19 protein-coding genes are annotated in these 26,102 nt (G+C 45.3%); 13 read left to right on the plus strand and 6 right to left on the minus strand.

The annotated features are described in order from the left end of the window. Positions 1-24: 24 nt before the first annotated feature. Both MRK00_10690 and wecB read right to left on the minus strand, forming a co-directional pair. A complete protein-coding gene (locus MRK00_10690) occupies positions 25-1,476 on the minus strand; it encodes a mannose-1-phosphate guanylyltransferase/mannose-6-phosphate isomerase (protein ID MDR4517837.1) in 1,452 nt (483 codons plus the stop codon). A 68-nt stretch (positions 1,477-1,544) separates the two neighbouring features. After that, on the minus strand, positions 1,545-2,624 hold the full coding sequence (wecB, locus tag MRK00_10695; protein MDR4517838.1) for a UDP-N-acetylglucosamine 2-epimerase (non-hydrolyzing): 1,080 nt from the start codon (positions 2,622-2,624) through the stop codon (positions 1,545-1,547). 347 nt (positions 2,625-2,971) lie between these two features. Here wecB and MRK00_10700 point away from each other — a divergent pair, with 347 nt between their 5' ends. The 6 genes from MRK00_10700 (at position 2,972) to MRK00_10725 (ending at position 10,215) form a co-directional block, all read left to right on the plus strand. Next, complete coding sequence (locus MRK00_10700) at positions 2,972-3,196, plus strand: (2Fe-2S)-binding protein (protein MDR4517839.1); 225 nt, start codon at positions 2,972-2,974, stop codon at positions 3,194-3,196. An 11-nt stretch (positions 3,197-3,207) separates the two neighbouring features. Continuing rightward, complete coding sequence (gene bfr / locus MRK00_10705) at positions 3,208-3,672, plus strand: bacterioferritin (GenBank protein MDR4517840.1); 465 nt, start codon at positions 3,208-3,210, stop codon at positions 3,670-3,672. A gap of 133 nt (positions 3,673-3,805) precedes the next feature. Next, on the plus strand, positions 3,806-4,081 hold the full coding sequence (locus tag MRK00_10710; protein MDR4517841.1) for a hypothetical protein: 276 nt from the start codon (positions 3,806-3,808) through the stop codon (positions 4,079-4,081). Beyond that, on the plus strand, positions 4,074-6,428 hold the full coding sequence (locus MRK00_10715) for a TonB-dependent siderophore receptor (protein MDR4517842.1): 2,355 nt from the start codon (positions 4,074-4,076) through the stop codon (positions 6,426-6,428). Before MRK00_10710 ends, MRK00_10715 begins: the two co-directional genes overlap by 8 nt. Positions 6,429-6,608: 180 nt before the next feature. Next, on the plus strand, positions 6,609-8,879 hold the full coding sequence (locus tag MRK00_10720) for a DUF4856 domain-containing protein (GenBank protein MDR4517843.1): 2,271 nt from the start codon (positions 6,609-6,611) through the stop codon (positions 8,877-8,879). A gap of 262 nt (positions 8,880-9,141) precedes the next feature. After that, positions 9,142-10,215 (plus strand): multicopper oxidase domain-containing protein, encoded by a 1,074-nt coding sequence (locus tag MRK00_10725; protein ID MDR4517844.1) that lies wholly within the window; start codon positions 9,142-9,144, stop codon positions 10,213-10,215. Between the two features lie 99 nt (positions 10,216-10,314). Here the strand turns inward: MRK00_10725 and MRK00_10730 are convergent, their stop codons facing one another. Together MRK00_10730 and acs are read right to left on the minus strand one after the other, a co-directional pair. Beyond that, on the minus strand, positions 10,315-11,274 hold the full coding sequence (locus MRK00_10730) for an MBL fold metallo-hydrolase (protein ID MDR4517845.1): 960 nt from the start codon (positions 11,272-11,274) through the stop codon (positions 10,315-10,317). Between the two features lie 48 nt (positions 11,275-11,322). Further along, positions 11,323-13,290 (minus strand): acetate--CoA ligase, encoded by a 1,968-nt coding sequence (gene acs / locus MRK00_10735; GenBank protein ID MDR4517846.1) that lies wholly within the window; start codon positions 13,288-13,290, stop codon positions 11,323-11,325. A 337-nt stretch (positions 13,291-13,627) separates the two neighbouring features. Here acs and MRK00_10740 point away from each other — a divergent pair, with 337 nt between their 5' ends. Then, positions 13,628-14,821: an HD-GYP domain-containing protein gene (locus MRK00_10740; GenBank protein MDR4517847.1), complete on the plus strand. Its 1,194-nt coding sequence runs from the start codon at positions 13,628-13,630 to the stop codon at positions 14,819-14,821. Between the two features lie 93 nt (positions 14,822-14,914). Here MRK00_10740 and MRK00_10745 read toward each other — a convergent pair whose 3' ends face one another. Continuing rightward, positions 14,915-16,372, minus strand: coding sequence for a leucyl aminopeptidase family protein (locus tag MRK00_10745; GenBank protein ID MDR4517848.1), 1,458 nt, complete (start codon positions 16,370-16,372; stop codon positions 14,915-14,917). 369 nt (positions 16,373-16,741) lie between these two features. Here MRK00_10745 and MRK00_10750 point away from each other — a divergent pair, with 369 nt between their 5' ends. Continuing rightward, complete coding sequence (locus MRK00_10750) at positions 16,742-17,536, plus strand: thymidylate synthase (protein MDR4517849.1); 795 nt, start codon at positions 16,742-16,744, stop codon at positions 17,534-17,536. Next, positions 17,533-18,087, plus strand: a complete 555-nt coding sequence (locus MRK00_10755; GenBank protein MDR4517850.1) for a dihydrofolate reductase — start codon at positions 17,533-17,535, stop codon at positions 18,085-18,087. The genes MRK00_10750 and MRK00_10755 overlap by 4 nt, the downstream gene beginning before the upstream one ends. A 75-nt stretch (positions 18,088-18,162) precedes the next feature. On the opposite strand, the gene MRK00_10760 is transcribed toward MRK00_10755, so the two are convergent. After that, complete coding sequence (locus MRK00_10760; GenBank protein MDR4517851.1) at positions 18,163-19,338, minus strand: type III PLP-dependent enzyme; 1,176 nt, start codon at positions 19,336-19,338, stop codon at positions 18,163-18,165. A gap of 960 nt (positions 19,339-20,298) precedes the next feature. Between MRK00_10760 and MRK00_10765 the strand changes: the two genes are divergently transcribed. The 4 genes from MRK00_10765 to MRK00_10780 all read left to right on the plus strand — a co-directional run bounded on the left by MRK00_10765 (position 20,299) and on the right by MRK00_10780 (position 26,076). Beyond that, positions 20,299-21,996: a multicopper oxidase domain-containing protein gene (locus MRK00_10765; GenBank protein MDR4517852.1), complete on the plus strand. Its 1,698-nt coding sequence runs from the start codon at positions 20,299-20,301 to the stop codon at positions 21,994-21,996. A gap of 88 nt (positions 21,997-22,084) precedes the next feature. Further along, positions 22,085-22,717: an SCO family protein gene (locus MRK00_10770; protein MDR4517853.1), complete on the plus strand. Its 633-nt coding sequence runs from the start codon at positions 22,085-22,087 to the stop codon at positions 22,715-22,717. 104 nt (positions 22,718-22,821) lie between these two features. Further along, complete coding sequence (locus tag MRK00_10775; protein ID MDR4517854.1) at positions 22,822-24,861, plus strand: hypothetical protein; 2,040 nt, start codon at positions 22,822-22,824, stop codon at positions 24,859-24,861. A gap of 60 nt (positions 24,862-24,921) precedes the next feature. After that, positions 24,922-26,076, plus strand: a complete 1,155-nt coding sequence (locus MRK00_10780) for an efflux RND transporter periplasmic adaptor subunit (protein ID MDR4517855.1) — start codon at positions 24,922-24,924, stop codon at positions 26,074-26,076. Positions 26,077-26,102 lie beyond the last annotated feature (26 nt).

Consider the following 26,102-nt stretch of genomic DNA (forward strand, 5'->3'; position numbering starts at 1 on the left):
TGTTCTTACCTGAGCTTGTGCAGGTTAAGGTTTGTCTCGTCCATAAAAATCTTCAAAGCGTACAATATCATCTTCACCGAGGTAGGAACCGGATTGCACCTCGATCATTTCTAGTGGAACACAGCCAGGATTTTCGAGACGATGCCGGGTGCCTACCGGAATAAAGGTGGATTCATTTTCAGTCACCAGAAAACTATCATTATCGCGTGTGACACGCGCTGTACCGCGGACAACGATCCAATGTTCAGCGCGGTGGTGGTGCATTTGCAAAGATAGCGCCGCGCCAGGTTTGACGACAATGCGTTTGACCTGAAAGCGTTCCCCTGCATCCACGCCGTCATACCATCCCCAAGGACGAAATACTTTGCGATGTAGATGACTTTCCGACCTTCCGGTTTCTTTGAGGCTATCGACAATTTTTTTGACATCCTGGGTTTGGTCTTTATGTGCAACTAGAATTGCGTCGGGTGTTTCTACCACGATCATATCCTTAATACCCACGCAAGTTACCAAGCGGCTTTGCGAAATAGCCAATGTGTTATTGCACTCATGCAACAAGACATCGCCCTGCATTACATTGCCTTCCTGATCTTTGGGCAAGACATGCCAAAGCGAATCCCATGCGCCGACATCGGACCACCCGGCGGCCAGCGGGATAACCGAGCCAGCGGGCAGTTGAGGATTTTGGCCCGAGGCGATATGCTCCATGACAGCATAGTCGATCGATTTGCTGGTGCATTGCTCAAAGGCGTTTTTTTCTACACGGATAAAATCGCCGTCGATAGCCCCGCCATTCCAGGCTGTGCGGCAAGCTGACAGGATTTCCGGGTGGCAGAGTTCAATGGCCTGTAACCATATCGATGCATGCATTAAAAAAAGCCCGCTGTTCCAGAGAAATGATCCGGCTTCCAGATAGGCCTGAGCGGTAGCAGTATCGGGTTTTTCAACGAAACGGGCAATACTGTATGCATCAGTGTCAGTCAGCTTTGAGCCAGTTTGTATATATCCATAGCCTGTTTCCGGTTTGTCGGGTGTGATGCCAAAAGTAACGATGTGGCCTTGCCGTGCGAGTTGGATTCCTTGTTGAACCGCATTTTTAAAGATTTCAGTATCGACGATAACGTGATCGGAAGGCATGACCAGCAAAATGGGGTCGTCGTTCTGATTGCAAGCCGATAGTGCTGCGATGGTTAGTGCTGGCGCTGTATTACGACCGGTGGGTTCAAGCAGGATGGTGCCATTGCGATCCATCAAACGCAATTGTTCGGCAATTACAAAACGATATTCTTCATTGCAGACCACAATAGGATCTTTTACATCAATGTCGCCAAGCCCGTCCATGCGGCGTACTGTAGCTTGCAACAATGAGTCGTCACTGATCAGAGATAACAGTTGTTTCGGATGTTTTTCTCGCGAAAGCGGCCATAAACGTGTGCCGGAGCCTCCAGACAAAATGACGGGTTTCAATGTATGCATGATAGTTTTCCATTAATGGCTAAGTAAGCCTTTTTAGTAGGTATGTGTCAGCACTACTTTACCCTGTGCTAAAGTGTTAACATATTTAATTGTTTGGTTAGAATAGAAACAATTCTTTCAGCAGCTTTACCGTCCCAAAGCTCGGGGCGGCGGCAGGTTTTTGCGGGATTGCGCAAAATTTTCTTTGTTTCATTGATAATGCGTTCGGGATTTGTTCCAACCAGTGTATTTGAACCTTCTTCAATTGTGATGGGCCGCTCGGTATTTTCACGTATCGTGATGCAGGGTATGCCCAATGCAGTTGTTTCTTCCTGCAAGCCGCCGCTATCGGTCAACACTATTGCAGCATCTTTCCATAAATGTAAAAACGCCATATAAGGTTGTGGGCCGATCAATGTGATATTGGGGCCAAGATCTATCGCGTACTTTTCCAGGTTATTTCGTGTGCGTGGATGTACCGGGAAGATGAGTGGTAATTCCTGTGATATTGTTTTAAGTGCGTAGCCGATTTGAGAAAATGTCGCAGCATCATCAACATTGCTTGGACGGTGTAAAGTAATTACGCCGTATTGTTTTCCAGCTTCGAGCTGCGCGGTTTTATATGATGTGGTTGCAAAATTACGGGTATCCATTTGCGCCAACTTGTCAGCCTGATACAGCAGATTGTCCACCATGACATGTCCGACATGGAAAATAGCGGTATCCGGTTTACCTTCATGTTTAAGGTGCTCCATACCACTGGGTTCGGTTACAAAGAACCAGTCGGAAATGCTGTCGGTAACTAACCGGTTGATTTCTTCCGGCATGCGCATATCGCCGCTGCGAAGACCGGCTTCTATATGGGCCACCGGTATTTGCAGTTTCTTTGCAACGATTGAGCAGGCCAGTGTTGAATTGACATCACCGACGACCAGTACCATATCCGGCATCTCATGCAAACAATATTCTTCGAATGCGATCATGATTTTACCGGTCTGCTGCGCATGGGATCCGCCGCCAACACCCATAAAGAAATCGGGTTGTGGTATGCCCAGTTCTTCAAAAAATACTTCGTTCATTTCGGGATCATAATGCTGACCCGTATGGATAATACGGTAGGTCAGTTTGTCCTGTGCATTGAGTGCGCGCACAATGGGTGCAATTTTCATGAAATTGGGCCTAGCTCCGGCAACTAGATAGATTTTCTTTTTCATGGTTCGGGCAAGTGGTTTCGGTATGTGTATATATTGAAGTGAGTTGTAAAAAAGGATTTTCTCCAGGCGCTATTGTAGTGTGATTCTTAACAAGGGTTAAGGCAAAATTCCTGTCTTTTATACGGCTTATTCATGAACTGTATCAGTTTCATGGAATTTTTTGTTGTTATCCACTTGCAATCTTTGCAAAGAGGAATATAATTACGAATCATTCTCATTAACGATATTGTTTTTTTAATTTGTATTCTTAGGCCAAAGGGAAGTGCCGGAAGTGTCAAAAATTTCAGGTTAGAGCGTTCATCATGTATATTTGTATTTGCAAAGGAGTAACAGACAGTGCGATCCGCGAGGCTGTAAATAATGGTGCTGAACGCATGCGTGATTTGAAAAGCTGTCTGGGTGTTACTGAGCAATGTGGTATTTGTGCCTGTCATACAAAAGCGGTTCTGGATCAGGCGCGCATGCAAAAAACTCAGTTGCTTTCTCCTGAGCCAGAATCCACATTTCTTTATGAAACAACTGCCTGAGGAGAAAAACAATGAAAGGTAATGCTGAGATCATTCAATGGTTGAATCGCCAACTGCAACATGAGCTTACCGCGATAAATCAGTATTTTTTACATGCCCGTATGTATAAAAACTGGGGATTTGAGCGTCTGGGCAAGCATGAATACGATGAGTCGATTGAGGAAATGAAACATGCGGATATGCTGATTGAGCGCATTCTTTTGCTGGAAGGCCTGCCAAATTTGCAGGAATTGGGTAAGTTGATGATCGGGGAAAAAGTTGAAGAGTGTGTTTCCTGTGATCTGAAATTAGAGCAGATTTCACATGAAACCCTGACGATGGCAATAGCCGCATGCGAGACAAAGGGAGATTATGTTTCCCGTGAGATTTTTGAACGTATTCTTGAGGATACTGAATCACATATCGACTGGCTAGAGACGCAGCTTGAGGTGATACAGAAAGTTGGAATCCAAAACTGGCTGCAAAGTCAGATATAATCTGCCAATGTTTTATTGCAGTTTATAGTCCATAATTAGCGGGATACTCTGTCTGGAAAACAAATCGGATAACTCTACATTGTTCACTTAATTCGTGGTGCGGTATCTTGAGCCTCATAAATATGCAACAAAAATGATTAAAAACTTTTGCTTGAAACAGTGTGATGTTTTGCCATCTGGAATGTTGCAAGACACGAACCAATTATACCGGATTGTTTTAAATGGAATACCCGCTAGCGCGCTAAAACCAAATCAAGCAGTTGAGGCCACACAAAACGTAGCAAAAAAGAATACCGAGTTTAATAATAAAAATGATTCTTACAAACAAGAAAAATCAAAATGGATTCAGATTTTTTCTGCATTCATATTTAAGCTGTTGTGTTTTGCTATTTTGTTTTTTGTTGAATAATGTCTTTGCTGAAACGCTTGAAAAAGGACAGACCACTGCAACCGAAGACACGTACAGTATTCCCGCCGGTCCGTTGCAAGATGCGTTAATTCGTTTTTCGCAGCAAGCGGGTATCGACCTGATCTATGATCCGGTGCTTTTGGAAGGTATTAGAACTCAAGGGCTTGATGGAATGTTTGATGTGCCCTCGGGTTTGAGTTTTTTACTAATCGGCAGTGGGCTCCGGTTTGTGCAACAGGCCGATGGTTTTGAAATCATTGCAGTACAAACAAATGGCGGTCTTGAAGTCTCGGGCGCGCAAGCTTCCCCAGGTATTACGGTTTTACCCACTATAGAGATATCAGCCGGTTCTACCGGCAGTTATGTTGCTACCAGCAGTGTGACTGCAACCAAAACAAACACCTTATTGCGCGATGTGCCGCAATCGATAACGGTCGTTACTGAAGAACTGATAAAAGACCAGGCAATTCAGAGTATAGGCGATGCCGTGCGCTATGTGCCGGGAGTCGGCGTGTCGCAAGGCGAGGGTAACCGTGATGCGCTGGTTTTTCGTGGTAACCGCTCTACGGGCGATTTTTTTGTCGACGGTATACGCGATGACGTCGCTTTTTTTCGTGATTTATATAATATTGAGCGGATTGAAGTGCTGAAAGGCGCTAACGGCATGATCTTCGGCCGGGGTGGTTCTGGCGGTGTTGTTAACCGGGTGACAAAGCAGGCTAATTGGGATCCGGTGCGTGAGGTTTCGTTTCAGGGCGGTTCATTTAATCATAAAAGGTTAACTGGCGATTTTGGTCATGTGTTGAATGATAAAGTGGCGTTTCGTGTCAACGGGATGTTTGAAGACTCCGATAGCTTCCGCGATGGGGTGGTTATGCGCCGCCGCGGTGTTTCGCCGACTGTTACGATAAAACCCACCGAACGCACCAAGGTCGTGCTGAACATGGAACGCTTCCATGATGACAGGACTGCAGACCGTGGCATTCCTTCGTTTATGAATCGACCTGCAGATGTCAAACGGTCGCTGTTTGTTGGCGACCCGAATCTCAGTCACTCCGATGCAGAAGTACTGGCATTTAATTCATTGATCGAACATCGCTTTGATTTTGGTATGACACTGAGCAACCGGACAAATTATGCCCAGTATGACAAGTTTTACCAAAATATTTTTTCCAGTGGACCGGTTTCTAGTGGACACGTGCCTCTAGGCGCCTACAACGATACAACGGATCGTGAGAATGTATTCAATCAGACGAATTTGCTGTATTCGATGGATACCGGGCCAGTCAATCATACACTGCTGGCCGGTATTGAAATTGGTCAACAGATTACCAGTAATGTTCGTCAGACCGGTTTTTTTGTGGATAGCCTGAATCAGCCTTTAACCGAAAGAGAGACTTCTGTTCGTGTACCATTAAGTAACCCAGTTACCAATAAGTTGGTGAGATTTGACACGCTTTCTGCGGATGCCGATAACCGTAGCGTTGTCGATATCACTTCACTCTATATCCAGGATCAGATTGAACTGTTACCGCAATTGCAGGCGATTGCGGGTGTTCGTTACGATTTGTTCGAGGTTGATTTTCAGAAAAGAAATGGTGACGGGACGCAAATTAAAACGACTGATCATTTGATTTCACCGCGATTCGGTTTGATTTTTAAACCGATTGAGCCCGTTTCTATTTATGCAAGCTATAGCAAAGCGTTTGTGCCGAGAGCCGGAGATCAACTCACTTCAATAATCGTGACCCGTGCGACACTTAGGCCCGAGAAATTTACTACCTATGAAGCGGGAATTAAATGGGATATTTATCCGGATTTGGCGCTGACTGGAGCAGTGTTCAGGTTGGATCGTACCAATGTCATTACACCAACCTCCAACGATGGCGGAGCCTCTTTCTTGGCAGGGAGTCAACGTACCGAAGGTGTCGAAATCGGTCTGAGTGGTCGAATAACTCAGAATTTGAGTGTTATGGGGGGGTATGCTTTTCAGGATGGCGAAATAACCAGTACAACCGAGGATGCGGAAAAAGGTGCGACATTGGCGGAATTGCCCCGTAATACATTTTCCATGTGGAGCCGCTATGATTTTACGCCCAGAATCGGCGCAGCGTTTGGTGTAATTTACCGCAGTTCGATGTTTGCGGCAGTAGATAATACGGTGCAAATACCTGATTTTACACGCGTAGATGCTGCATTGTTTGCGCAACTCACCAAGCAAGTACGCGCGCAGATCAATATTCAAAATCTTTTTGATACCCATTATTTTGCGTCTGTGCACAATAATAACAACATCTCGCCCGGTTCACCCATTGCAGTTCGCGCAACGCTTGTTGCGAATTTTTAACGGATTCAGTTTTAGTGTCCCTTTCGGGGATGGTTTAAATACCTCGACTTCAAGTCGAGGGGTGTTCAGTTTTCAAAAATTAGTTTTATACATTTATTCGTAAATAGTAACGATTATCATTTGTATTATTATTATGATTTGTAGTTTCTTTGTGTTCATATTCAGATAGGAGGTATTTGAATGATTCTAAATCTTAAAAAACTTTTTTTAATCAGTAGTCTCGCGGTTTTAGTGGCCGGCTATTTAATGGTTGGGCAGAATTGGAAGCCAGCACATGCGGCATCACTAGAAACGGTATCAAATACAGAAGCGATAACTGCTGCAGTTTCAGCCTTTCAGGAAATTGGCTCGCTCAGGGGAGAGACATCAATCGATGCTGAGGCTATCCGCAATGCTTATTTAAATTCCTTGCAGGCGATAACGCAACAAGTCGATGCGGACAATGGCCTGACGCTTGACAGTGATGTTTTGGTGGCAATTGATGAGATCAGCAGTAACAATGAGCCCAAACTGGCTGCACAGGTAATAGACAAAACCCTGCAGCGCGTATTTTATCTGACTATTCTTAATCGTGTTACGGCGGTACGTGATGATTTTGATGTGACAAGTACGGAAGCGATGAATGCCACATGGAATGAGGCTGTTGCTGCATTTGAGGCGATCAGGGGTACCGCGGCCAGGGAAAACAAGGTGATTTCAGCTGACCGGCAATCCATAGAAACCGGAGACAACCCGGCGTTGGATGTCCAGATTACTGCGGCGTTTGAGCGCGGCAGAACGGCTCTAAACAAACAGAATCCGGCCGACGATCTCATAGAGATTAAAATTGTGCGGCAAATTATTCGCCTGTCTTTGGCGCGTGCCTATTATATCGGTGTGTTGCGTGAGGTTGAGGGTATTGTCTCAAACCGTGACCGCGATATTGAAGAGGCCAGAGAGAAACAAAAAGAAGGTGAGATATTCTATCGGATTATTGAAAGCTTTATTATCCGGGAAAATGCAACTGGCAGCGAATTTATCAAGACGCAATTGACTGGAAATATCACGGCAGTTGATGCAGATGCCATAGTAAGCGAACTGAGCAAAGGATTTGCCGGTCGTGTACGTGCCGAACTGGGTGCCAATGAAGCCAGTATATCGGATGATCGCGGGCGTGCAATGGAAGTTGCCGAAGAAGCGTTTTTGTACGCCAGTGTTTTTCTGACCGATCTGGAATTACGTCTGGATTCGACCCGGCATAATTCGCTGGAGAACGCTCTAAATAATCTCAGAGTCGCGAGCAATGCCCAGGATGCTTCGGCGGCAGCACAAGCGCGCCAGGATGTGTCTGATATTTTGACGGCTTACGAGCAAACGCTGGCTGTATCCGAATATAAACAAACAGTGGAAACGCCTTTCGTTGATGCAGCAGTGTCGGCATTCCAAACTATCGGTTCATTGCGCCAACAGAATCCGGTTGACGCACAAGCGATTCGGGATACTTACACGGGTGAATTGCAGCAGTTGACCCAGTCGCTTGACAATTTATATGCGCTGTCGATGGATGGCGACATACTGGCAGCGATTAACGATATCGGTAACGGTCAACAGGTGCCGCTTGCAGTACAGGTAATCGATAAGACCTTGCAACGGGTTTTTGTATTGGCACTCTATAACCGGGTAACACTGGTACTGAACGCATTTGATGACTTGTCACTGTCAGAAATGGAACTGGAATGGGATAGAGCATATTCTGCATTTCAAGCCATTACGGGTACAGCGGCCAGAGAAAATAAGGTATTGACTGCCAACCGTCAGTCCATACAGTCCGGCAGTAATCCTTTTCTAGACAGCCGGATAATGCTGGCATTTATTCGTGGCAAGGCGGCGATCAATCGATTCACTACTGAAAGCAAGGAACAAGTGGCGATTGAACGCGAGCGAATTATTCTGCCACTGGTCCGCGCTTATCTGATCGGTGTGTTACGTGAAGTAGAAGGCATTGTCGAAAACAGAAACCGGAATTTAGACGAAGCACGGGAAAAACAGATTGAAGGTGTAGATTTTTATCAGACAGTTGAACGGGTGATCGCACAACATAACCCAAATGGTAACGCGCTGATTAAGTCGCAATTGGCAGGCGATCTTTCGATCATCAATGCCGATCAAATTGTCAGTGAAATAAGCCGTGGTGTTATCGGCCAGATTAACGCACACCTGGTGTTACACGAACAGTCGTTTGATACGGACCGAACACAAGCCAGGTTGTATGCCGAAGTCACAGCATTATATACACAAATGATTTTGCCAGATCTCGAGCTACGTCTGGAAGCAATACAACGTGTCAAAATTGAAAATGCGTTGCAGGATCTTATCGAAGCCACAGAAAATGGTGATCAATCAAAGGCCCGGACAGCACAGCAAGCCATTTCCGATTTTATTTTGCAATATGAAAGTGAACTATTCAATTAATTTCAATTAATCATTTGCGTCTGCTTAGATCTTAATTCTAGGCGGACGCTTTTTTTCAGTAACAACACTTCGCTTATGTGATGTAATGCCGCGCTTTACGATGTTGTGGTAAGGATTATCACTATCGTTTTTCAATGCGATTAGCCAGTTTAAACCAGTCATATCCAATAAATATTTTTTCATATAATCGATAAATGTTTACAAATAAATGTTGCAGTATCGTCACATTGCGGAAAGTGTGTACCGTACAAGGAGAAAATTCATGTTTAAACAAATAAACTGCAATTTGGCTGCTCTGGTACTCATAATGGGATTGTCCAATCAGTCCGTATGGGGAGGCTCAGAAGAAAGGATCTATTGGATTGCTGCCGATGAGGTGCATTGGGACTATGCCCCTTCGTTCCCCATTAGCCCGATGTCAGGGAATGGTTTTACAGATGTTCAGCGTATCTTTGTCGAGTACGGAATTGGGCGACGTTATTTAAAGTCAGTTTACAGAGAGTATACGGATGGATTTGGTGCGCTAAAACAACGCAATCCAAGGGAAGAGCATCTCGGCATACTCGGGCCTGTTATTCGTGCTCAAGTAGGGGACAGAATTACTGTTCACTTTAGAAATAATACGCGTTTTCCGGCAAGTATTCATCCGCATGGTTTACGTTATATTAAAGTACATGAAGGTGCGATGGACAAAAACCATAACAACGGTGTAGTAAATCCTGGGCAAACGTATACTTACCATTGGGATGTTCCTCATCGCGCCGGTCCGGGGCCAAACGATCCGTCTTCCATTGCCTGGATTTATCATAGCCACGTTGATGAACCAGCAGATACCAATTCGGGACTGGTTGGCCCAATCGTTATCACGAAGAGATATCATCTGAGAGAAGGGGAGAATAAACTTCCTCATGATGTTGATCGTGAGTTTTTTTCGCTTTTCACGGTATTTGATGAAAATGCTAGTCTACATTTGGAGGCCAATCTTTCTGCCTGCACGGGTGATTGTGATCCGGAAGATGAAGCTTTCCAAGAAAGCAATTTGATGCACGGCATTAACGGATTAGTGTACGGTAACAATCAGGGCTATGTCATGCGGAAGGGTGAACGTGTTCGCTGGTACATTATGGGTTTGGGGACTGAAGTCGATTTACATACGCCGCATTGGCATGGCGCAACATTGTTACATAATGGCAATCGCCTTGATGTAACCGAAGTTCTTCCGGCTGCGACCAAAACACTCGATATGAAACCTGATGTAGAAGGCAGCTGGATGTATCACTGTCATGTTAATGATCATATTGATGCCGGTATGTCGACTATGTTCATCGTTGAATAAGCCAGTCACCTACCACCAGTTTTCGCTGAAAGTAGGTGGTCAAAGCCCCGGGCTGATGTTGGTAAAGTCGTTGTTGTGTTTCACCGGGTTAATATGGGGCTAGCTTGAATAATCCAACCAGTGTTTAAGCCCCATCGAATTTAAACGTATATCGGAACTCAGCAGGTTTGCGATTTCTTCTTGTGGCAGTTGACAGCCGTGCTCGTGGATACGCTGTAACAATAGTGCTTCCAATGCTGATGAAATAGCCGTAAATTTGTCATTGCCGGCATTGTTGTTCAATTCTGCTTTCCGGGCGATTTCAACATGTGCATCAATGAGACTGTGCATGGATTCGGCATGTCTGGCTAGATGGCTGATACGGCTATAATGCGTGAGAAAAGCGAATGCCGGGTTAAAGCGCATAATCCTGTCAATTGACGCATGTGCCGCAACCGGATCAAATTGAACCGGTGTTGTAGTGGGGAAGACAAATTCCATGCCCTCAACGTCAAGTTCGCGGTAAGAAACACCAAATGTGTCTCCGGTAAAAAAGGAATTGCTTTTTTCGTCATAAATACAGTTGTGATGACGGGCATGGCCAGGTGTGTCGATAAACAGCAGTGGACGACCGTTCAAATCAATGCGGCTCTCATCGGGTGCTTCAATGATGCGTTTTTTGTCTATGGGAAATATCTCGCCGTATACGCGCTTGAATTCTGCTTCGCCGTATACGTCGATTGCGCCAGCGATCAACTTGTCAGGACTAGCCATGTGACGGGCGCCACGAGGATGTACGACCAGCCTTGCATTGGGAAAATGGCGCATGCATGCGCTTGCGCCACCGGCATGATCCAGATGGATGTGGGTGAGAATGACATAATCGACATCTTCAATAGCCAGGTTTTTTTCTTCGAGCACTTTAATCACACCAGCAACTGAAAACGTTGTGCCGGTGTCAACGAGCGCCATTCTGCCATTTTCTACTATGAGATGAATGGCGGCGCGTCTGGGTCGATGAAATTGGGCATCAATCGCGCTGATGCCATGTGTATATTCGGTAACGAGTGAGAGAGCCATATGATCTTTTGAGTACCAGAAAGTATTATAAGTATTATATTTGTGAGACTAATGTGATTGTTTGAGTTGATCGAGGATTGCAGGATTTTCCAGTGTAGAGACATCTTGGGTAATTTCTTCGCCTTTTGCCAATGCGCGCAGAAGGCGTCGCATAATTTTACCGGAACGCGTTTTGGGTAAATTCTCGCCAAATCTTATCTCTTCAGGTTTGGCGATTGGGCCGATTTCCTGTGCAACCCAGTTACGCAGTTCCAAGACAATGCGTGCTTTGTCGTTTTCATCGGGGAAGTCGCCTTTTAGCACGACAAAAGCGACGACAACCTCTCCCTTGATGTCATGCGGTTTACCGACAACAGCAGCCTCTGCAACCAGGGGATTTGCAACCAATGCCGATTCAATTTCCATTGTGCCCAAACGGTGGCCGGAAACATTAAGCACATCATCGATACGTCCCATAATCCAGAAATAACCGTCTTTATCGCGTAGCGCTGAATCTCCGGCAAGGTAATATTTGCCTTTGCCGATCTCCTGGGGAAAATAAGCCTTCTTGAAACGTTCGGGATCTTTCCACAGGGTGCGGATTTGTGATGGAAATGGTTTTTTGATGACTAGAAAACCGCCTTGTCCGTTCTCAACATCATGACCTGTTTCATCGACGATTGCCGTGAAAATACCCGGTAACGGTAGCGTGCAGGAACCGGGTTTAAGCGATACTGCGCCTGGCAACGGTGCAATCATATGGCTGCCTGTTTCAGTTTGCCACCAAGTGTCAACAATGGGACAACGGGTGCGGCCGACTTTTTTGTAAAACCACATCCAAGCTTCCGGATTGATGGGCTCGCCAACAGAGCCCAGCAGCCGCAGTGATGATAAACTGTAGTTGTCAGGCAAATCTGCTCCGAGTTTGATCAGGGAGCGGATTGCTGTGGGCGCCGTGTAAAACGTGGTTACCTTGTGTTTGTCAATAACATCCCAGAATCTTCCGGCGTGCGGATAAGTTGGCACACCTTCAAAAATGACTTGTGTTGCACCCATGGCCAATGGGCCGTAAGCAACATAACTGTGTCCGGTAATCCAGCCAACATCGGCAGTACACCAGAAAATATCGGACGGCTTGTAATCAAAAACCCATTGCATGCTGACCATGGTGCCAAGCAGATAACCGGCGCTTGAATGTTGTACCCCTTTGGGTTTTCCCGTTGACCCTGATGTATAGAGGGTAAACAAAGGGTGTTCGGCATTCACCCACTCCGGTTCGCACTCAGAGCTGGCGTCTTGTGTAATTTCATGCCACCAGAGATCCAGCGCTGGATCAAAAGGAATTTCCGATCCAGAACGTTGATAAACAACGACTGTTTTTACAGATTCTGCCCCACCCATGTTAATGGCTTCGTCAACAGTTGCCTTAAGCGCATGATGCTTGCCGCCGCGCACTTGTTCATCCGCTGTAATAATTGCTTTTGCCCCGGCATCGGTAATACGTTCATGCAAACTTTTGGATGAGAATCCACCGAAAACGACCGAATGAATTGCGCCAATTCGCGCGCAGGCCTGCATCGCGACGACAGCTTCGGTGCGCATGGGCATGTAAATAACGACACAGTCGCCTTTTTGGATATTTTGCGCTTTCAGAGCATTGGCCAATTTGCAGACGTGCTGATGCAGTTCCCGGTAGGTTGTATGGGTGATTTCCCCCTCGTCAGATTCAAAAATTATGGCTGTTTTGTCGGGTTGTGTAGATAAATGGCGGTCTAGACAGTTGTATGAAATGTTAAGTTCACCGTCGTTGAACCATTTAAAAAATGGAGGATTGCTATCATCCAGAATGTTTGAGAAGGACTTGTGCCAGAGAACATGCTTATTAGCCTGTTGCGCCCAGAAGGCCTGATAGTCTGATTCAGCCAGCCGACACAGTTTTTGATAGTCATCCAGACCGGAAACATTGGCTTGCTGGACAAAAGATGTACTTGGTGGAAAAATACGTGATTCGTTTAAAACGGATTCAATTGTTGACATTGTAAAACTCCAGTAGATGAGACTGTCTTGGATTGGTTTTTGTCGTGTTTGGTTATAGTTGTAAGAATATCGATTTTGATTCAACGCTATTATTTTTTTCTGAGCGGTTCTTGTATACCTTTATGGGATAGCGCCATAAGATTGTACCATCGCCATTTAACTTGTATTTGATATTGCCGCAAGAAAGGGCTTAGGCAAAATTGACGTAAATTCAGTGGCTATAGTAATCAGCTTTAACTTTTTGTAGTACACGTCTGTTTTGTTGCGTTTTGTTGGAATGATTGGTTCGGAATCTAAAATATAATAACTGTTATAAATATACCTTTAATAGTCCCTTATGTTGAAAAAAATTGATGTTACGGATGTCCATCTAGGAATGTATATCCATAAAATTAGTGGCGATTGGATGAGCCATCCTTTTTGGAAGAAATCGTTTTTGTTATCGGAACAAAAAGATCTGGAACGAATTCAAAATTGCGGCGTGACGGAATTATGGATCGACACTGCCAAAGGTCTGGACATAGTCAATTCTGAGCCCGTGTGGGATCAACCTGCATCTGGGGATGACCTGCCATCTCGACCGGTATCCTTGCCCAAAAAGATTGAAAAGGTATCGCTTGAAAATGAATTGCAGGCCGCGAAAAAAATTCATAGCAATACCAAAGAAGCAGTAATCACCATGTTTAGTGAAGTGCGTATGGGGAAAGCCGTGCAAGTGGATGATGCGGTCGTGCTGGTCGACGAGATCACCCAGTCCGTGGAACGTAATGCCAATGCGTTACTCAGTTTGATCCGGTTAAAAACAGCAGATGAATATACCTACTTGCATTCAGTTGCCGTATGTGTGCTCATGGTTGCGTTGGGCAAACAATTAGGACTGCATGGAGAAGAATTGAAGCGAGTCGGTGTAGCGGGGCTGTTGCACGATATCGGCAAAATGGCTATTCCCATTGAATTGCTGAACAAACCGGGAAAGCTCACGGATAACGAATTCGATGTGGTTAAAGATCATCCGTGTAGAGGTTGGGAAATACTTAGAACCGTTTATCAGGTTGATGAACCTGCTTTGGATGTTTGCTTGCATCATCATGAGCGTATGGATGGCATGGGTTATCCCGAAAAGCTTTCCGCGGATAACTTGACATTACATGCCAGGATGGGGGCCGTTTGTGATGTGTACGATGCAATCACCTCAGAACGTTGCTACAAAAAAGGTTGGGAACCAGCAGATGCAATTAAAAAGATGACGATGTGGAAAGACGGACATTTTGATGAAACCGTCTTTCGTGCATTTGTCAAAACTATTGGAATTTATCCCAATGGAACGCTATTAAAACTTAAATCCGGCAGGTTGGGAATAGTGATTGAACAGTCTGAAAAAAGCATTATCATGCCGTTGGTGAAAGTGTTTTTTTCCATTCGCGCGAACGGGCATATTCCTCCTGAAATTGTTGATTTGTCAAAGTCTACAGACAGTATTGTAAGCGCTGAAAATCCACAGCAATGGGGACTTGATCTGGATAAAATCTAAGAACCTGTACAAGGTCTATTTATTTGGCCATTACTGTTCATGCCTTGCGCCATCCCCATCTGTTATGAACTTGAGCAGACTTTATCTGTAGTGTTAAAACTGTTTTAACAGTTCAATGGCCCAGCCTACGCCAAAACCGGTCACTTCACTTCCCACAGCACCGAGTCCGTCTTTGTGACTGCTTGCCGAAAGATCCATATGTATCCAGGGTATGTCATTGACAAAATGATTGAGAAAGCGTGCTGCCAGAATATGATCAAATTCTCCGCCCAGTGTGCACTGTTTAATGTCTGCGATATCGCTTTCCAGATTTTCATCATAATCTGCATCCATGGGGAATACGCAGACGCGCTCGCCGCTCAATTTTCCGGCAGAAATTGCTTTTTGCGCAAGGCTTTCCTGGTTACTGAATATGCCGCTGTAACGTGAACCCAGTGCAGTATGCATGCTGCCGGTTAGGGTCGCAAAGTCAATGATAAGCTCGGGTTTTTGTTTTCCGGCAAGAGTCAGCGTATCCGCCAACACCATGCGTCCTTCTGCATCTGTGTGAACTATTTCTATGGTTAATCCATTTAACGCGGTAATCACATCGTTTTGCTTGTATGCACGCGGACTGATATGGTTTTGTGCGATGGCCAGCCAACAATCAATTTCCAAGGGAAGATCGGCGCGTGTGGCAGCCAGCAGAATGCCGAGCGCCACAGCTGAACCATTCATGTCTTCGTGCATGCCTTGCATATGACGGGGTGGTTTTAAATTATGTCCTCCGGTATCAAAGCAGATGCCTTTGCCGACCAATGAAATATGTTTTAAATTCTTTCTTTGTTTGCCTGCGTAGTGTATGTGAATAATTGCCGCGTCTTCGAGATCGCTGCCCTGTGCTACCGCCACAAAAGCACCGGCCCCCATTTTTCTGAGCGTGTCGAGTGTGTATTCCTGATAGGTCCATCCTTCGTTTCTGGATAGTTTTTTAATTTGCTCACAATAGGTTTGGGGTGTCAGTTCATTCGGTGGCAACACAGTCAAGCCGCGTGCAAGCAGATTACCTTCTGCAAGTGCGCGCTGTAATGTAAAGTTATTGTCGCCTTTGTGGTCGTATAAATGGATATGCTTGAGCGATATTCTTTCCGGTTTTTGTTTGCGGACTGGAAGCGCGGCGCCATTTACCCAGGCGGTGTACACTGCTACTTCCGAGAAATGCAGTTTCTGATTAGCGTTGCCATAGATTGCAAGATGTATTTCTTCCGGATTTTCTCTAAGTAAAGATTGAATCGCTTTACGGACGGCGGTTTGCTGTTCAAATACTGTTTTACTTACATCTATCATTACCCATGAACACAATGCGCCATTGTCGAGGTTTGCGCTGACAGGCGCTTCACTGATTTTGTTCAGTTTTATGCGGCGGCGTTCAAGCAGCTTTGTGAGTGTGATTTCACCTGGAATAGAGTACTTCTTAGGCAATTTTTCCAGTTTTGGAAGAATGACCAGTATGTGAGATGCATGGACTGATGGATCAAATGATGAAGAATTCTGGATAAGTGTTGCCAGCATTGATTGCTTTCCTGTTGAATATGAAATTATGTGCAACGAAGTCTGTCACCGGGCTGAAAATATGATTATTTTCTATCATTGAGTGGTAGGCTGTGTATCGATTGCTGTGTCGCACAAGATGGCGATGCAGATTGACAAGGATAAATGGCTGCCAATTGTTGCGTGTCGTTCAAGTTGTTAATCTGTATGTTTAAAATTCGCAAGTGTTTGATGAGCAGCCTACTTCGAACCTTCAAATATGAAGGTATGGCTGATTAGTGCGTTTGTATCTGGTTTCTGTCATTTGAGTGGTATTATATTACGGCTGGCTCGATAGTGAGGCCAAAATAACGATTTGAGTGAAAATTCTTTATATCTTTATAAAATCGCATGCAGCAGTATCTTCAATTAATGCGCCATATTTTGGCGCATGGCCATAAAAAAACAGACCGGACCGGAACAGGAACGCTTTCAGTTTTTGGTTACCAAATGCGATTTAATCTGAGTGATGGCTTTCCGTTGGTAACTACTAAAAAATGTCATTTGAAATCAATTATTCACGAGCTATTGTGGTTCCTGCAAGGTGATACCAATATTCAGTATCTGAAAAATAATGGTGTTTCAATATGGGATGAATGGGCTGATGAAAATGGAAATCTAGGCCCCGTTTATGGCCAGCAATGGCGTGCATGGCAGGGGGCGGATGGACGACTGATTGATCAGATTCAACCCGTTATCGATCAGATAAAAAATACACCTGATTCGCGGCGCATGATAGTGTCAGCTTGGAATGTCGCTGACTTGCATAAAATGAAACTGCCGCCATGTCATGCATTATTCCAGTTTTATGTGGCTGATGGGAAGTTGTCATGTCAGCTTTATCAAAGAAGTGCCGATGTTTTTCTGGGCGTGCCTTTTAATATCGCATCTTACGCTTTGCTGACCATGATGATTGCCCAGGTATGTCGTTTGCAGGCGGGGGAATATATCCATACTCTTGGTGATGCGCATCTCTATCTTAATCATCTTGATCAGACGCATGAACAGCTTGGCCGAGAACCGAGGCCACTGCCTGTGATGCAGCTGAATCCAGCGATCGAAAGTATATTTGATTTCAGGTATGAGGATTTTTCACTGAAAGACTACAATCCTCACCCGTCTATTAAAGCCCCTGTTGCAGTATGAGCGTGTCTAATTTGGCAATCCTGGTCGCTATGGCCAAAAACAGGGTTATAGGAAAAAATAACGGGTTGCCATGGCATTTGCCTGCTGATCTGAAACATTTCAAATCACTGACCATGGGGCATACCATTATTATGGGCCGAAAAACCTATGAATCTATCGGGCGGCCGCTACCGGGGCGTACCAATATCATTGTGACCGGTCAAACCGGTTTTAATGTGACCGGCGCAATAGTTGTTCATTCGCTGGACGATGCGTTGCAATTGGATAAGCAATCGGATATTTCCGGCCAGAACTGCGAGCGGTTCATCATTGGCGGCGCAGAACTTTATCGTCAAACCATTGCATTATCTCGGCGCATGTATATCACAGAAATACAACGTACATTTGATGGCGATACCTATTTTCCTGAATATAATCCGGATGAGTGGTATGAAATATCTCGCGAACGGCATATTTCTGAAGGCAAAACAGGAAATACTCCGCTGCTGGAATATCATTTTGTTATCCTGGAACGCAAAAATGCGGCGGTATTGGTAGATGGAAATAATTAAGGCGAAATAATCAATCTTGAGTTTTGATCATCTCGCCTTTACCAGGTTATTTCGCCAGAGCGTTATGGCGCCACATTAAATCACAAATACATCCGGTAGTGGAAACCCGTTAAAGTTGCTCGCATACGCTGATGTATATGCACCGGTATTGGGAATATAAATCAGATCACCTTCCTGTATATCAGCAGGCAACATGATGTCATGCATTAGAATATCTACTGAATCACAAGTGGGTCCTGCGACAGACCACGGAACACAATTTCCTGTGCGGTCGGTCACTATTGCATAATTGAGTCCTTCCGTAACCTCAATCATGCCGCCAAACATGCCGGCATCCCAGTACATCCAACGTTTTCCGTTGCGTGTTGCCGTACCGACAACCTGGCAGACAAAATAGGCCGAATCGGAGACCAGATACCGTCCCGGTTCAGCGATAATCTGAATTTCATCCGGTAACTCGGCGATCGCTTCATTAATCACTTCAGCAATGACTTCAATGGATGGTATCGGCTTCAGATGGCGTACCGGATAGCCGCCGCCAATATTTAATAAGCGAGGATTAAGCCCTGCCTCACGCATTTCTGCAAATACTTTAATGGCTCTTTCGATACCGACTCGCCAGTTCTGAGGATTGCGGCACTGTGAACCCACGTGAAAAGTGACGCCAGCAAGATCTGCTTTAAGTCTGACTGCTTCTTCGATAATCTGTGCGATGTCGGCAAAGAGTGTTCCAAACTTACCAGCCAGTGGCCAGTCACTGCCAATATTTGGTGTATCTATTCGCAAATAGAGTTTTGCATCGGGTTTGATGCTGACGATCTTTTGTAATTCTTCAACGCTGTCAAGCACATACCACTCAACACCTTTTGCCGCAGCATAATTCAGATAAGCGCGGGATTTTATAGGATTGCTATAAAAAATTTCTGCAGCTGGAACGCCCAGTTCAAGTAACAGGTCGAGTTCCGCAATGGAAGCAATTTCGAAGCCGGCGCCTTCTTCAATTAGGGTTCGGAGTACACGGTGATCCGGATTGGCCTTGACAGCATAATGCGGACGCACGCGTGGCAGGGCAGTCATGAAACGACGTGTCTTTTGACGAATAATAGTGCTGTCAACGAGCAGGAACGGCCTGTCATATCCACGTAACAGTCTTTCTTTAACATGGGTAAAGTCGAGGCTGACTTCAGGATGGGTGTCGAACAGTACTTCAGTTTGGGATTGCTTTTGAATAGCAGCGGTAGAAATGGGGATGAGCATATGAACTTTTCCTTATAAAAAGCTATGTGACGGGGATATGAATATTCGTTAATTCAATGGATATATGCACATTAGTGATCGTTTTCATAATCGTTTTCAGTTTGGTTGATGTAAATTTAAAGTGTTCGCATTATAGTCTGCATTTTTCTTAAATCAAGAGTTTTTTTTGCATACTTTGATAGCTTATTTAGATGATTCGAAGATACAAAAATCATTGATAAAATAAGTAGAATAAAATCCCCTCCCCCTTTGACTATGCTGAGTTCCACTCATTCGAATTTTTCCACATCAATATGTGATTTTTCTCACATATTGATGGATTGTATGCTACTAAGATCAATACAGAATCCAAAAGTTTATTAATTGAAAATAAAAACTTGTGTTAGGTCTGTTTCTATTGCGATCGCTCGGTGAAAAGAAATATAGCTTGTCGATAGCGGGTTGTCTCAGTTCATGCTTGTAATTATTGTTTTGGAATCATTAAATTATCGCTAGAGATGCTGGAAAATTGTACCAAGGTACAATTTGAGGGGGAGGTAATTTATGTAAAATTCTATTAATTTTTTAGCCGGTATTTGTAAATTTTCAGTCTATCAGTTCGTTAGATATCAGTCTGAAATGACAAGCTCTGCCAAATATGCAACAAGTATACTTTTTACGCTTTAAATTTTGGTTTTGTAAAACCTAATATTGCAACGTCTATTGATAAATATCAAACGTTATTGCCGAAATTTGATGTGTAAAAAGTTTATAATCAGAGTGTTAGTGATTCATTGATATATATTCTACGATAGGTGTTGAAATCGATAAAATGCAGAAAAATACAATAAATATTCTAACGGCTATTGGTTTTATCAATATCACTATTTAATTAAGACCATGGTTTGTTGATTGCTTTTTTGGCAGTGCTTTCCAGTTCTTAAAATGGAAAGATTTTTTTAAATGGAGGAAAAAGTGAAAAGACGCGACTTACTCAAGGCGGGTGCCGCAGCTGTGGCTGCGACCCCCGCAATCTTTGGCGGTGCGATGGTGCCCCGCTCGGCGCAGGCACAGCTTTGTCGTCCGGAAGGGATCAGAAGCCCCTTGACGGAACCAGACAGTCCGCCGGTGTCATCATTTAGTGAACCGTTGTATTTCCCGCCGGCAATGGCGGAAGTGCCGCAGGGTTCTTTAAATCCGCCCCCTGATCCGAGTGGGCATCAGCGCTTTAATGAATTTTTACCACAAAAATTCTATGTTCAGCACTTGACAGAAGGCTACTGGAATTATCATTCTGAATTATCTGCACTGAACGCCAATGGCGGTTCGCTGGCCTGGATGTTCAATGGTGCGACACCTGGCGAGACATTGGTGGCCCGTTATGGTGAACCTGTATTTGTACGACGCTATAACGATTTGCCGGATTTGGAGAATTCCCTGATGCCTTTTGGCTATCCAGCCAGTACTATCCATCTGCATAATGCGCATACGGCTTCGGAAAGTGACGGTTACCCAATGGACTTTACGATGCCAGGCGAACACTGGGATCATCATTATGCAATGATGTTGGCACGTAATGATCCACGCGAAGCATTGGGCAGCTTGTGGTATCACGATCACATGGTTGATTTCACCGCTACAAACGTGTATGCCGGATTATCTGCGATGACTGTTTTTTACGATAATATCGATACTGGCGACGAAAATGATACCCGTCCGGGCGCGCTACGTTTACCAGGAAACTTGCAGTTTGGTGGTGACAATCAGGGTAACCCCAACGGATACGACATTCAGTTCATCCTGCATGATGTACGTTTCGATCAAAATGGCAATCCTTCCTACAATGTTTTTGATACAGACGGTCATCTGGGTGATCTGATCACGGTTAACCGTAAGGTCAAGCCATTCATGAATGTGGAGCCGCGCAAATACCGCTTCCGTATTTATGATGGCGGTCCATCCAGATTCTATGAACTGGAGCTCAGAGACCAAAGCGAGATGATGTGTATCGCTAATGACGGCAACCTGTTGGAACATCCGGTTCCAGTAACCAGTGTCGTTTTAGGACCGGCAAACCGCTTTGACGTGATTATCGATTTCTCGCGTTATTCACCTGGTGATCATATCGATCTGGTCAACGTGATGGAACAAATCAATGGCCAGGGGCCAACCGGGCGACGCTTATCTGCAGATAAAGTGATGGATGTGTTGCGCTTTAATATCGTTGATCTGAAAGGGCCGGATAACAGTCAGGTGCCTTCAAACCTTCGCGAATTGCCGGATATCAATCTGGATGAAGTGGTTGCGCATCGTGAGTGGGTATTTGATCATGATATGGGATTGTGGACTATTAATGGCCAGTTTATGGATCCGACAATTGTTTCTGCTGCGCCTAAGCAGGGTACGGCTGAAATCTGGACCTTCCGCAATGCGGGTACTTCATGGGCGCATCCGGTACATGTCCATTTTGAAGAATTCCAGGTGCTGGAGTGGAATGGCAAACCACCGACAGGTGTACTCAAGTCACGTAAAGATGTGGCTGTGCTGGGGCCTGGCGATAGTGTCAAGGTGTTTTATCGATTTGATGATTTCCAAGGCAAATATGTGATTCATTGCCATAACAATGTACACGAAGACAATGCCATGATGTTGCAATGGAAAATTGTTCCATGATGCTAAATAAATACATTACGGATACTGGCGGTATTGAACTGACAGATATCCATAAGAAATCAGTCAAAATCTTAAGGAGTTAATGATTATGGAATCAAGAAGAAAGTTTCTTGCAACTGCCGTTGGTGCAACGATAGCAGCAACAGCAGTAACGGCCGCATCGGCCGCAGCAGAAAATGACAATCCAGCCTTGATGACATGTACGCCAGCAGCAGGCGGCGGGAAGAATGCAAGCCGTTTTCCACATGTTATCGTCCAGGATCAATTCAATAGAAAAGCGTGGTTCTACGAAGAACTGATTCGCGACAAACTGGTGTTTATCAATTTTACTTCTGTAAAAGGGGAGAAATACTATCCGATCCTCGAAAATATGGTCAAAGTTCAGGAAATGATCAGTGACCGTCTTGGTAAGGATGTGTTTATGTATACCATCACCACCGATCCATATCGGGATACCCCGGATACACTCAAAACACTGGCCGATACCTATGGCGCCAAGTGGCAATTTCTCAGTGGAGAGCCCGAAGATTTACGCCAGGTGCTAGCGGCGTTTCATGCGCGCGGTACGCTTCATGGCCTGTCATGGGTGGGAAATGAGAAGCTGGGGCGCTGGTTGAATAAACCAAGTCGCCTTCATCCGCTGTATATCGCTGAGTCGATTGCACGCCTGAGCACGGGTAAAGATCATAGACCTTACCTCGAAAGAATGCGCAGTGCCTGAGCAGTTAGCTAAGCACAGTTGATGAATACAGTTTTTCGGCTATAGCAGGATAGTTAAAGCTATCTTATCTGCTATTTTGATATCTAACAAAAAGGTGATATCCAATGAAACAAGTAAATTTTGATAAATTAACCAGACACGCTGTCTTGGCATGTCTGTTATTCGGAGGCGCGAGTTTGCCGCTTGCAACCGTGGCCGATCCGACAGGTATCGGTGACTGCCAGTTCCAAGTGGATTCGATGACTGGAATGGAAGGCTGGATGGGCCATCCTTGTACACAACATCGTCCGGGTCCTTCAATACAGGATAACTCTACACCTGGCGTTACCAAGGTTAAGACGCCCGAAGGACATTTTCCTTCGGTAGATCCTTTTGCCAATCCGCCGGGCAGCAATTTTCTGTTGACCGTGTATTCGAATTTGTATGATTTTAACGGCGATGAAATGCCGAATACATTGCCTTCAACGCCGACGGTTCCATACAATTTGCATGACGGCCCGGTGTTGACTCGTGATATTGATCCAACCAGTCCGGAAGACGATCTGGATTCGATTATTGACTTTATCGAGAAAAAAGCGGCCAAAGGCCAACAGGTCAATCCGAACCATGGTCGCATCAAAAAAGCGTTGAAAATCCTCGAAGGAGACCCCGTGGGCCGAGCTTATGATGGTTTTCCGATGTTGCATTACAATGGTCCCAAGAAAGTGAAAAAGGTTGTTCCGTTCTGTGAAAAACGCGATGATGACGGCCATCATGACGAACATGACGAATATGGCAAGCATGGCAAGCATGGCAAATATGGCGAATGTAAGCCGGGCGATAAAGTCATAGGCGGTAATGTTGACGTCAATATGATTTATTTCAATCAGCGCATCGAAAGTGATACAGCATTTGTCGATCCGAGCGATGTTCAGGAAGTGCCATGGACGACGACCTATCACGTCAAAATTTTGAATCGCGGCATAGAAGATTTTTCTCCCATGGTAATGAATTTTGATCGTGTTGGCCCCAACCGCGGACCCTTCCATGCGTCTATGGATCAGACGTATTTTCCGATGCTCAGAGAAGGTACGGAATATACCGTCAAGATCAAACAGACCAAGGGTAAATACTTCAATCTGACTTATACCTGGGGATGGCGTATTCATCCACCACGTGTGCAGGTAATGGAGAACGCATTGAAAACAGCGGGTCCTGATAGTGCTACTTTGCCGGAATGGGAGAAAATTGCTTTTTGCGAGGGTGGCAGGTTCGATAATGACTGTGATCCGGTGAATAACAAAGCAGATCGCATGTACGCCATTTCACAAATCGGTGATTTGTCGCCAGCGAAACGTATGTGGAATACATTCAAAGCGATGAAAAGCGGCGGTATCGGAACCGAGCAGGCTGCAGTAGATTTGCGCGCAGCTTTTCTGGACTGGGTTGATAGAACCAAGTTGCCTGCAGGTGTGGTAGCTGACCCTGATTCAACCATTACGCTGTTTTATGTCAACAATACCATTTACGGCAGTCGTCAGGGAACGCAAGGTGCTGGCAGTGGATTAGGACCGGCAAGCTATAAAGGGATTAACAACGGCTCGGCGCATGATTGGCAAACACGTCCCTATAATTATCGTGTAACGTTGTTAAACGGCGATCATTTCGTGCATGGCTACATGAGTGTGGACTTTGGCGGTTCGCGGGGTTGGGAAAATCAATTCCAGTTTACCGATCCGACTACAGCGTTAAATCCTGGCGGGATACATACCGGGCCGACGGTCATTCAAGGTGATGACGGGTTTGGCGGGCCTGGCACGCTGATCGTCGACGACCGTATTGTGTTGACGGGTGAGGAGCATGTTTTTCCGATCAATCGGGGTGGTACTGAGGAGTTCTTGAAACCCAGTCCGCGCAACCCGGATGATCCGGATAATGGTGTGCCTCAACTCGGGTCAGGCTGTTTCTTTACGTTTGGACGTAATCATGCCTGGCCAAATGCAGGTGGACCATGGGGTGGTATAACCGTTCCGCCGGTTCAGGCCGATGGCACGCCTTCCAGGCATGCCGTTGAAATTGAGTTCAATTTTGAACCGAGTCGTCGATTAAGAATCTATCAATTTGATCCACTGCATCATGATGTAGCGATCTACTCATTGCATTAATTTACCGGAGCCCTTTCTGCGATCTGTGCAGGAAGGGCTTTTATTTGGGGGAGAGTTGTTATGCGACTGATTATTTTTACCTTGTTGGCCGCTACAGGTGGTTTTTTCTTGGGGTTGCAATCCGATCAGGTTGTTTCAACGTCATCAGCCCATGTCAAAACGGCAGAACAGCAAATGATGGAGGATCAATATCCGAGCGTCAGGATACCGGCTAATGTTGTACATAATCTGGGCATAAGGTTTGATACAGCAAAGAAGGGCGACTTGCAACGCAGCATTGAAACCATTGGGAAAATCACGCGTGTCGATCCTATGGCGCGGCAAATCATTGCACCGCCTATTCAGGGAACATTGGATTACGTGATCGACAAGCACGACGGCCAGTTTATAGAGCAGGGTGAGTTATTATTCGCTGTTGTTTCGGAAGAATTGTTTGAATTGCAGAAAAATTACCAGACAACTTACCAGTCTGGAGACAGTGATGCGGCGATGAAAATGGTTCCGCATTTGCGTCAAATGGGATTGAATGAGAAACAGCTGGCCGCTCTGCGCGACGGTGCCGTTGCCACATTTCCGGTAGAAGTCTATGCCAGGGAAAACAGCTATATATTTGAGCGCAGAGTTTCGGAAGGTGATTTTGTCAGAACAGCTTCAACGATTTTTAGTGTTGGCGGGCATTACAACGTGGTCGAAGTAACCGCCGAAATTTTTGAAAGGCAGTGGTCCTGGGTTGATGTTGGCCAGAAGGCCACCATGACTGTCCGGGGAATACCGGGTGCAATTTTTGAAGGTACAGTGGTTCGCGTGCAACCGCCGGTTGGTTATACCACTCGTTCGCTTGAAACTGCGTTGAAATTCAATACGGATGATGCGGGGCTGTCACAAAGCATGTTCGCGAATGTGCAGATTCTGGTGCAGGCAAAAGAAGACGTGTTGTTAATTCCACAAGAAGCTTTGATACGTACTCAGAATGAACAGCGAGTGATTCGCATTCTGGGCGATGGCAGTTATCAGCCAGTTGCTGTGGATGCGGGTGAAGAAGCCGGTGGGATGGTGGAAATTCGCTCTGGTTTGGACGAAGGCGACAAAATTGTGACTTCTGGTCAATTTTTAATCGACTCTGAAAGTAATTTGCTCGTAGATTTTTCACGCATGTCATCCGGTGATGCAGCTTCTGCAGTTTATGCCGATCAACATCACCACCATCATCATTAATCTGTATCGCTCCGGAATTTACTTAA

Source organism: Nitrosomonas sp., from assembly GCA_031316255.1.
Classification (GTDB): domain Bacteria; phylum Pseudomonadota; class Gammaproteobacteria; order Burkholderiales; family Nitrosomonadaceae; genus Nitrosomonas.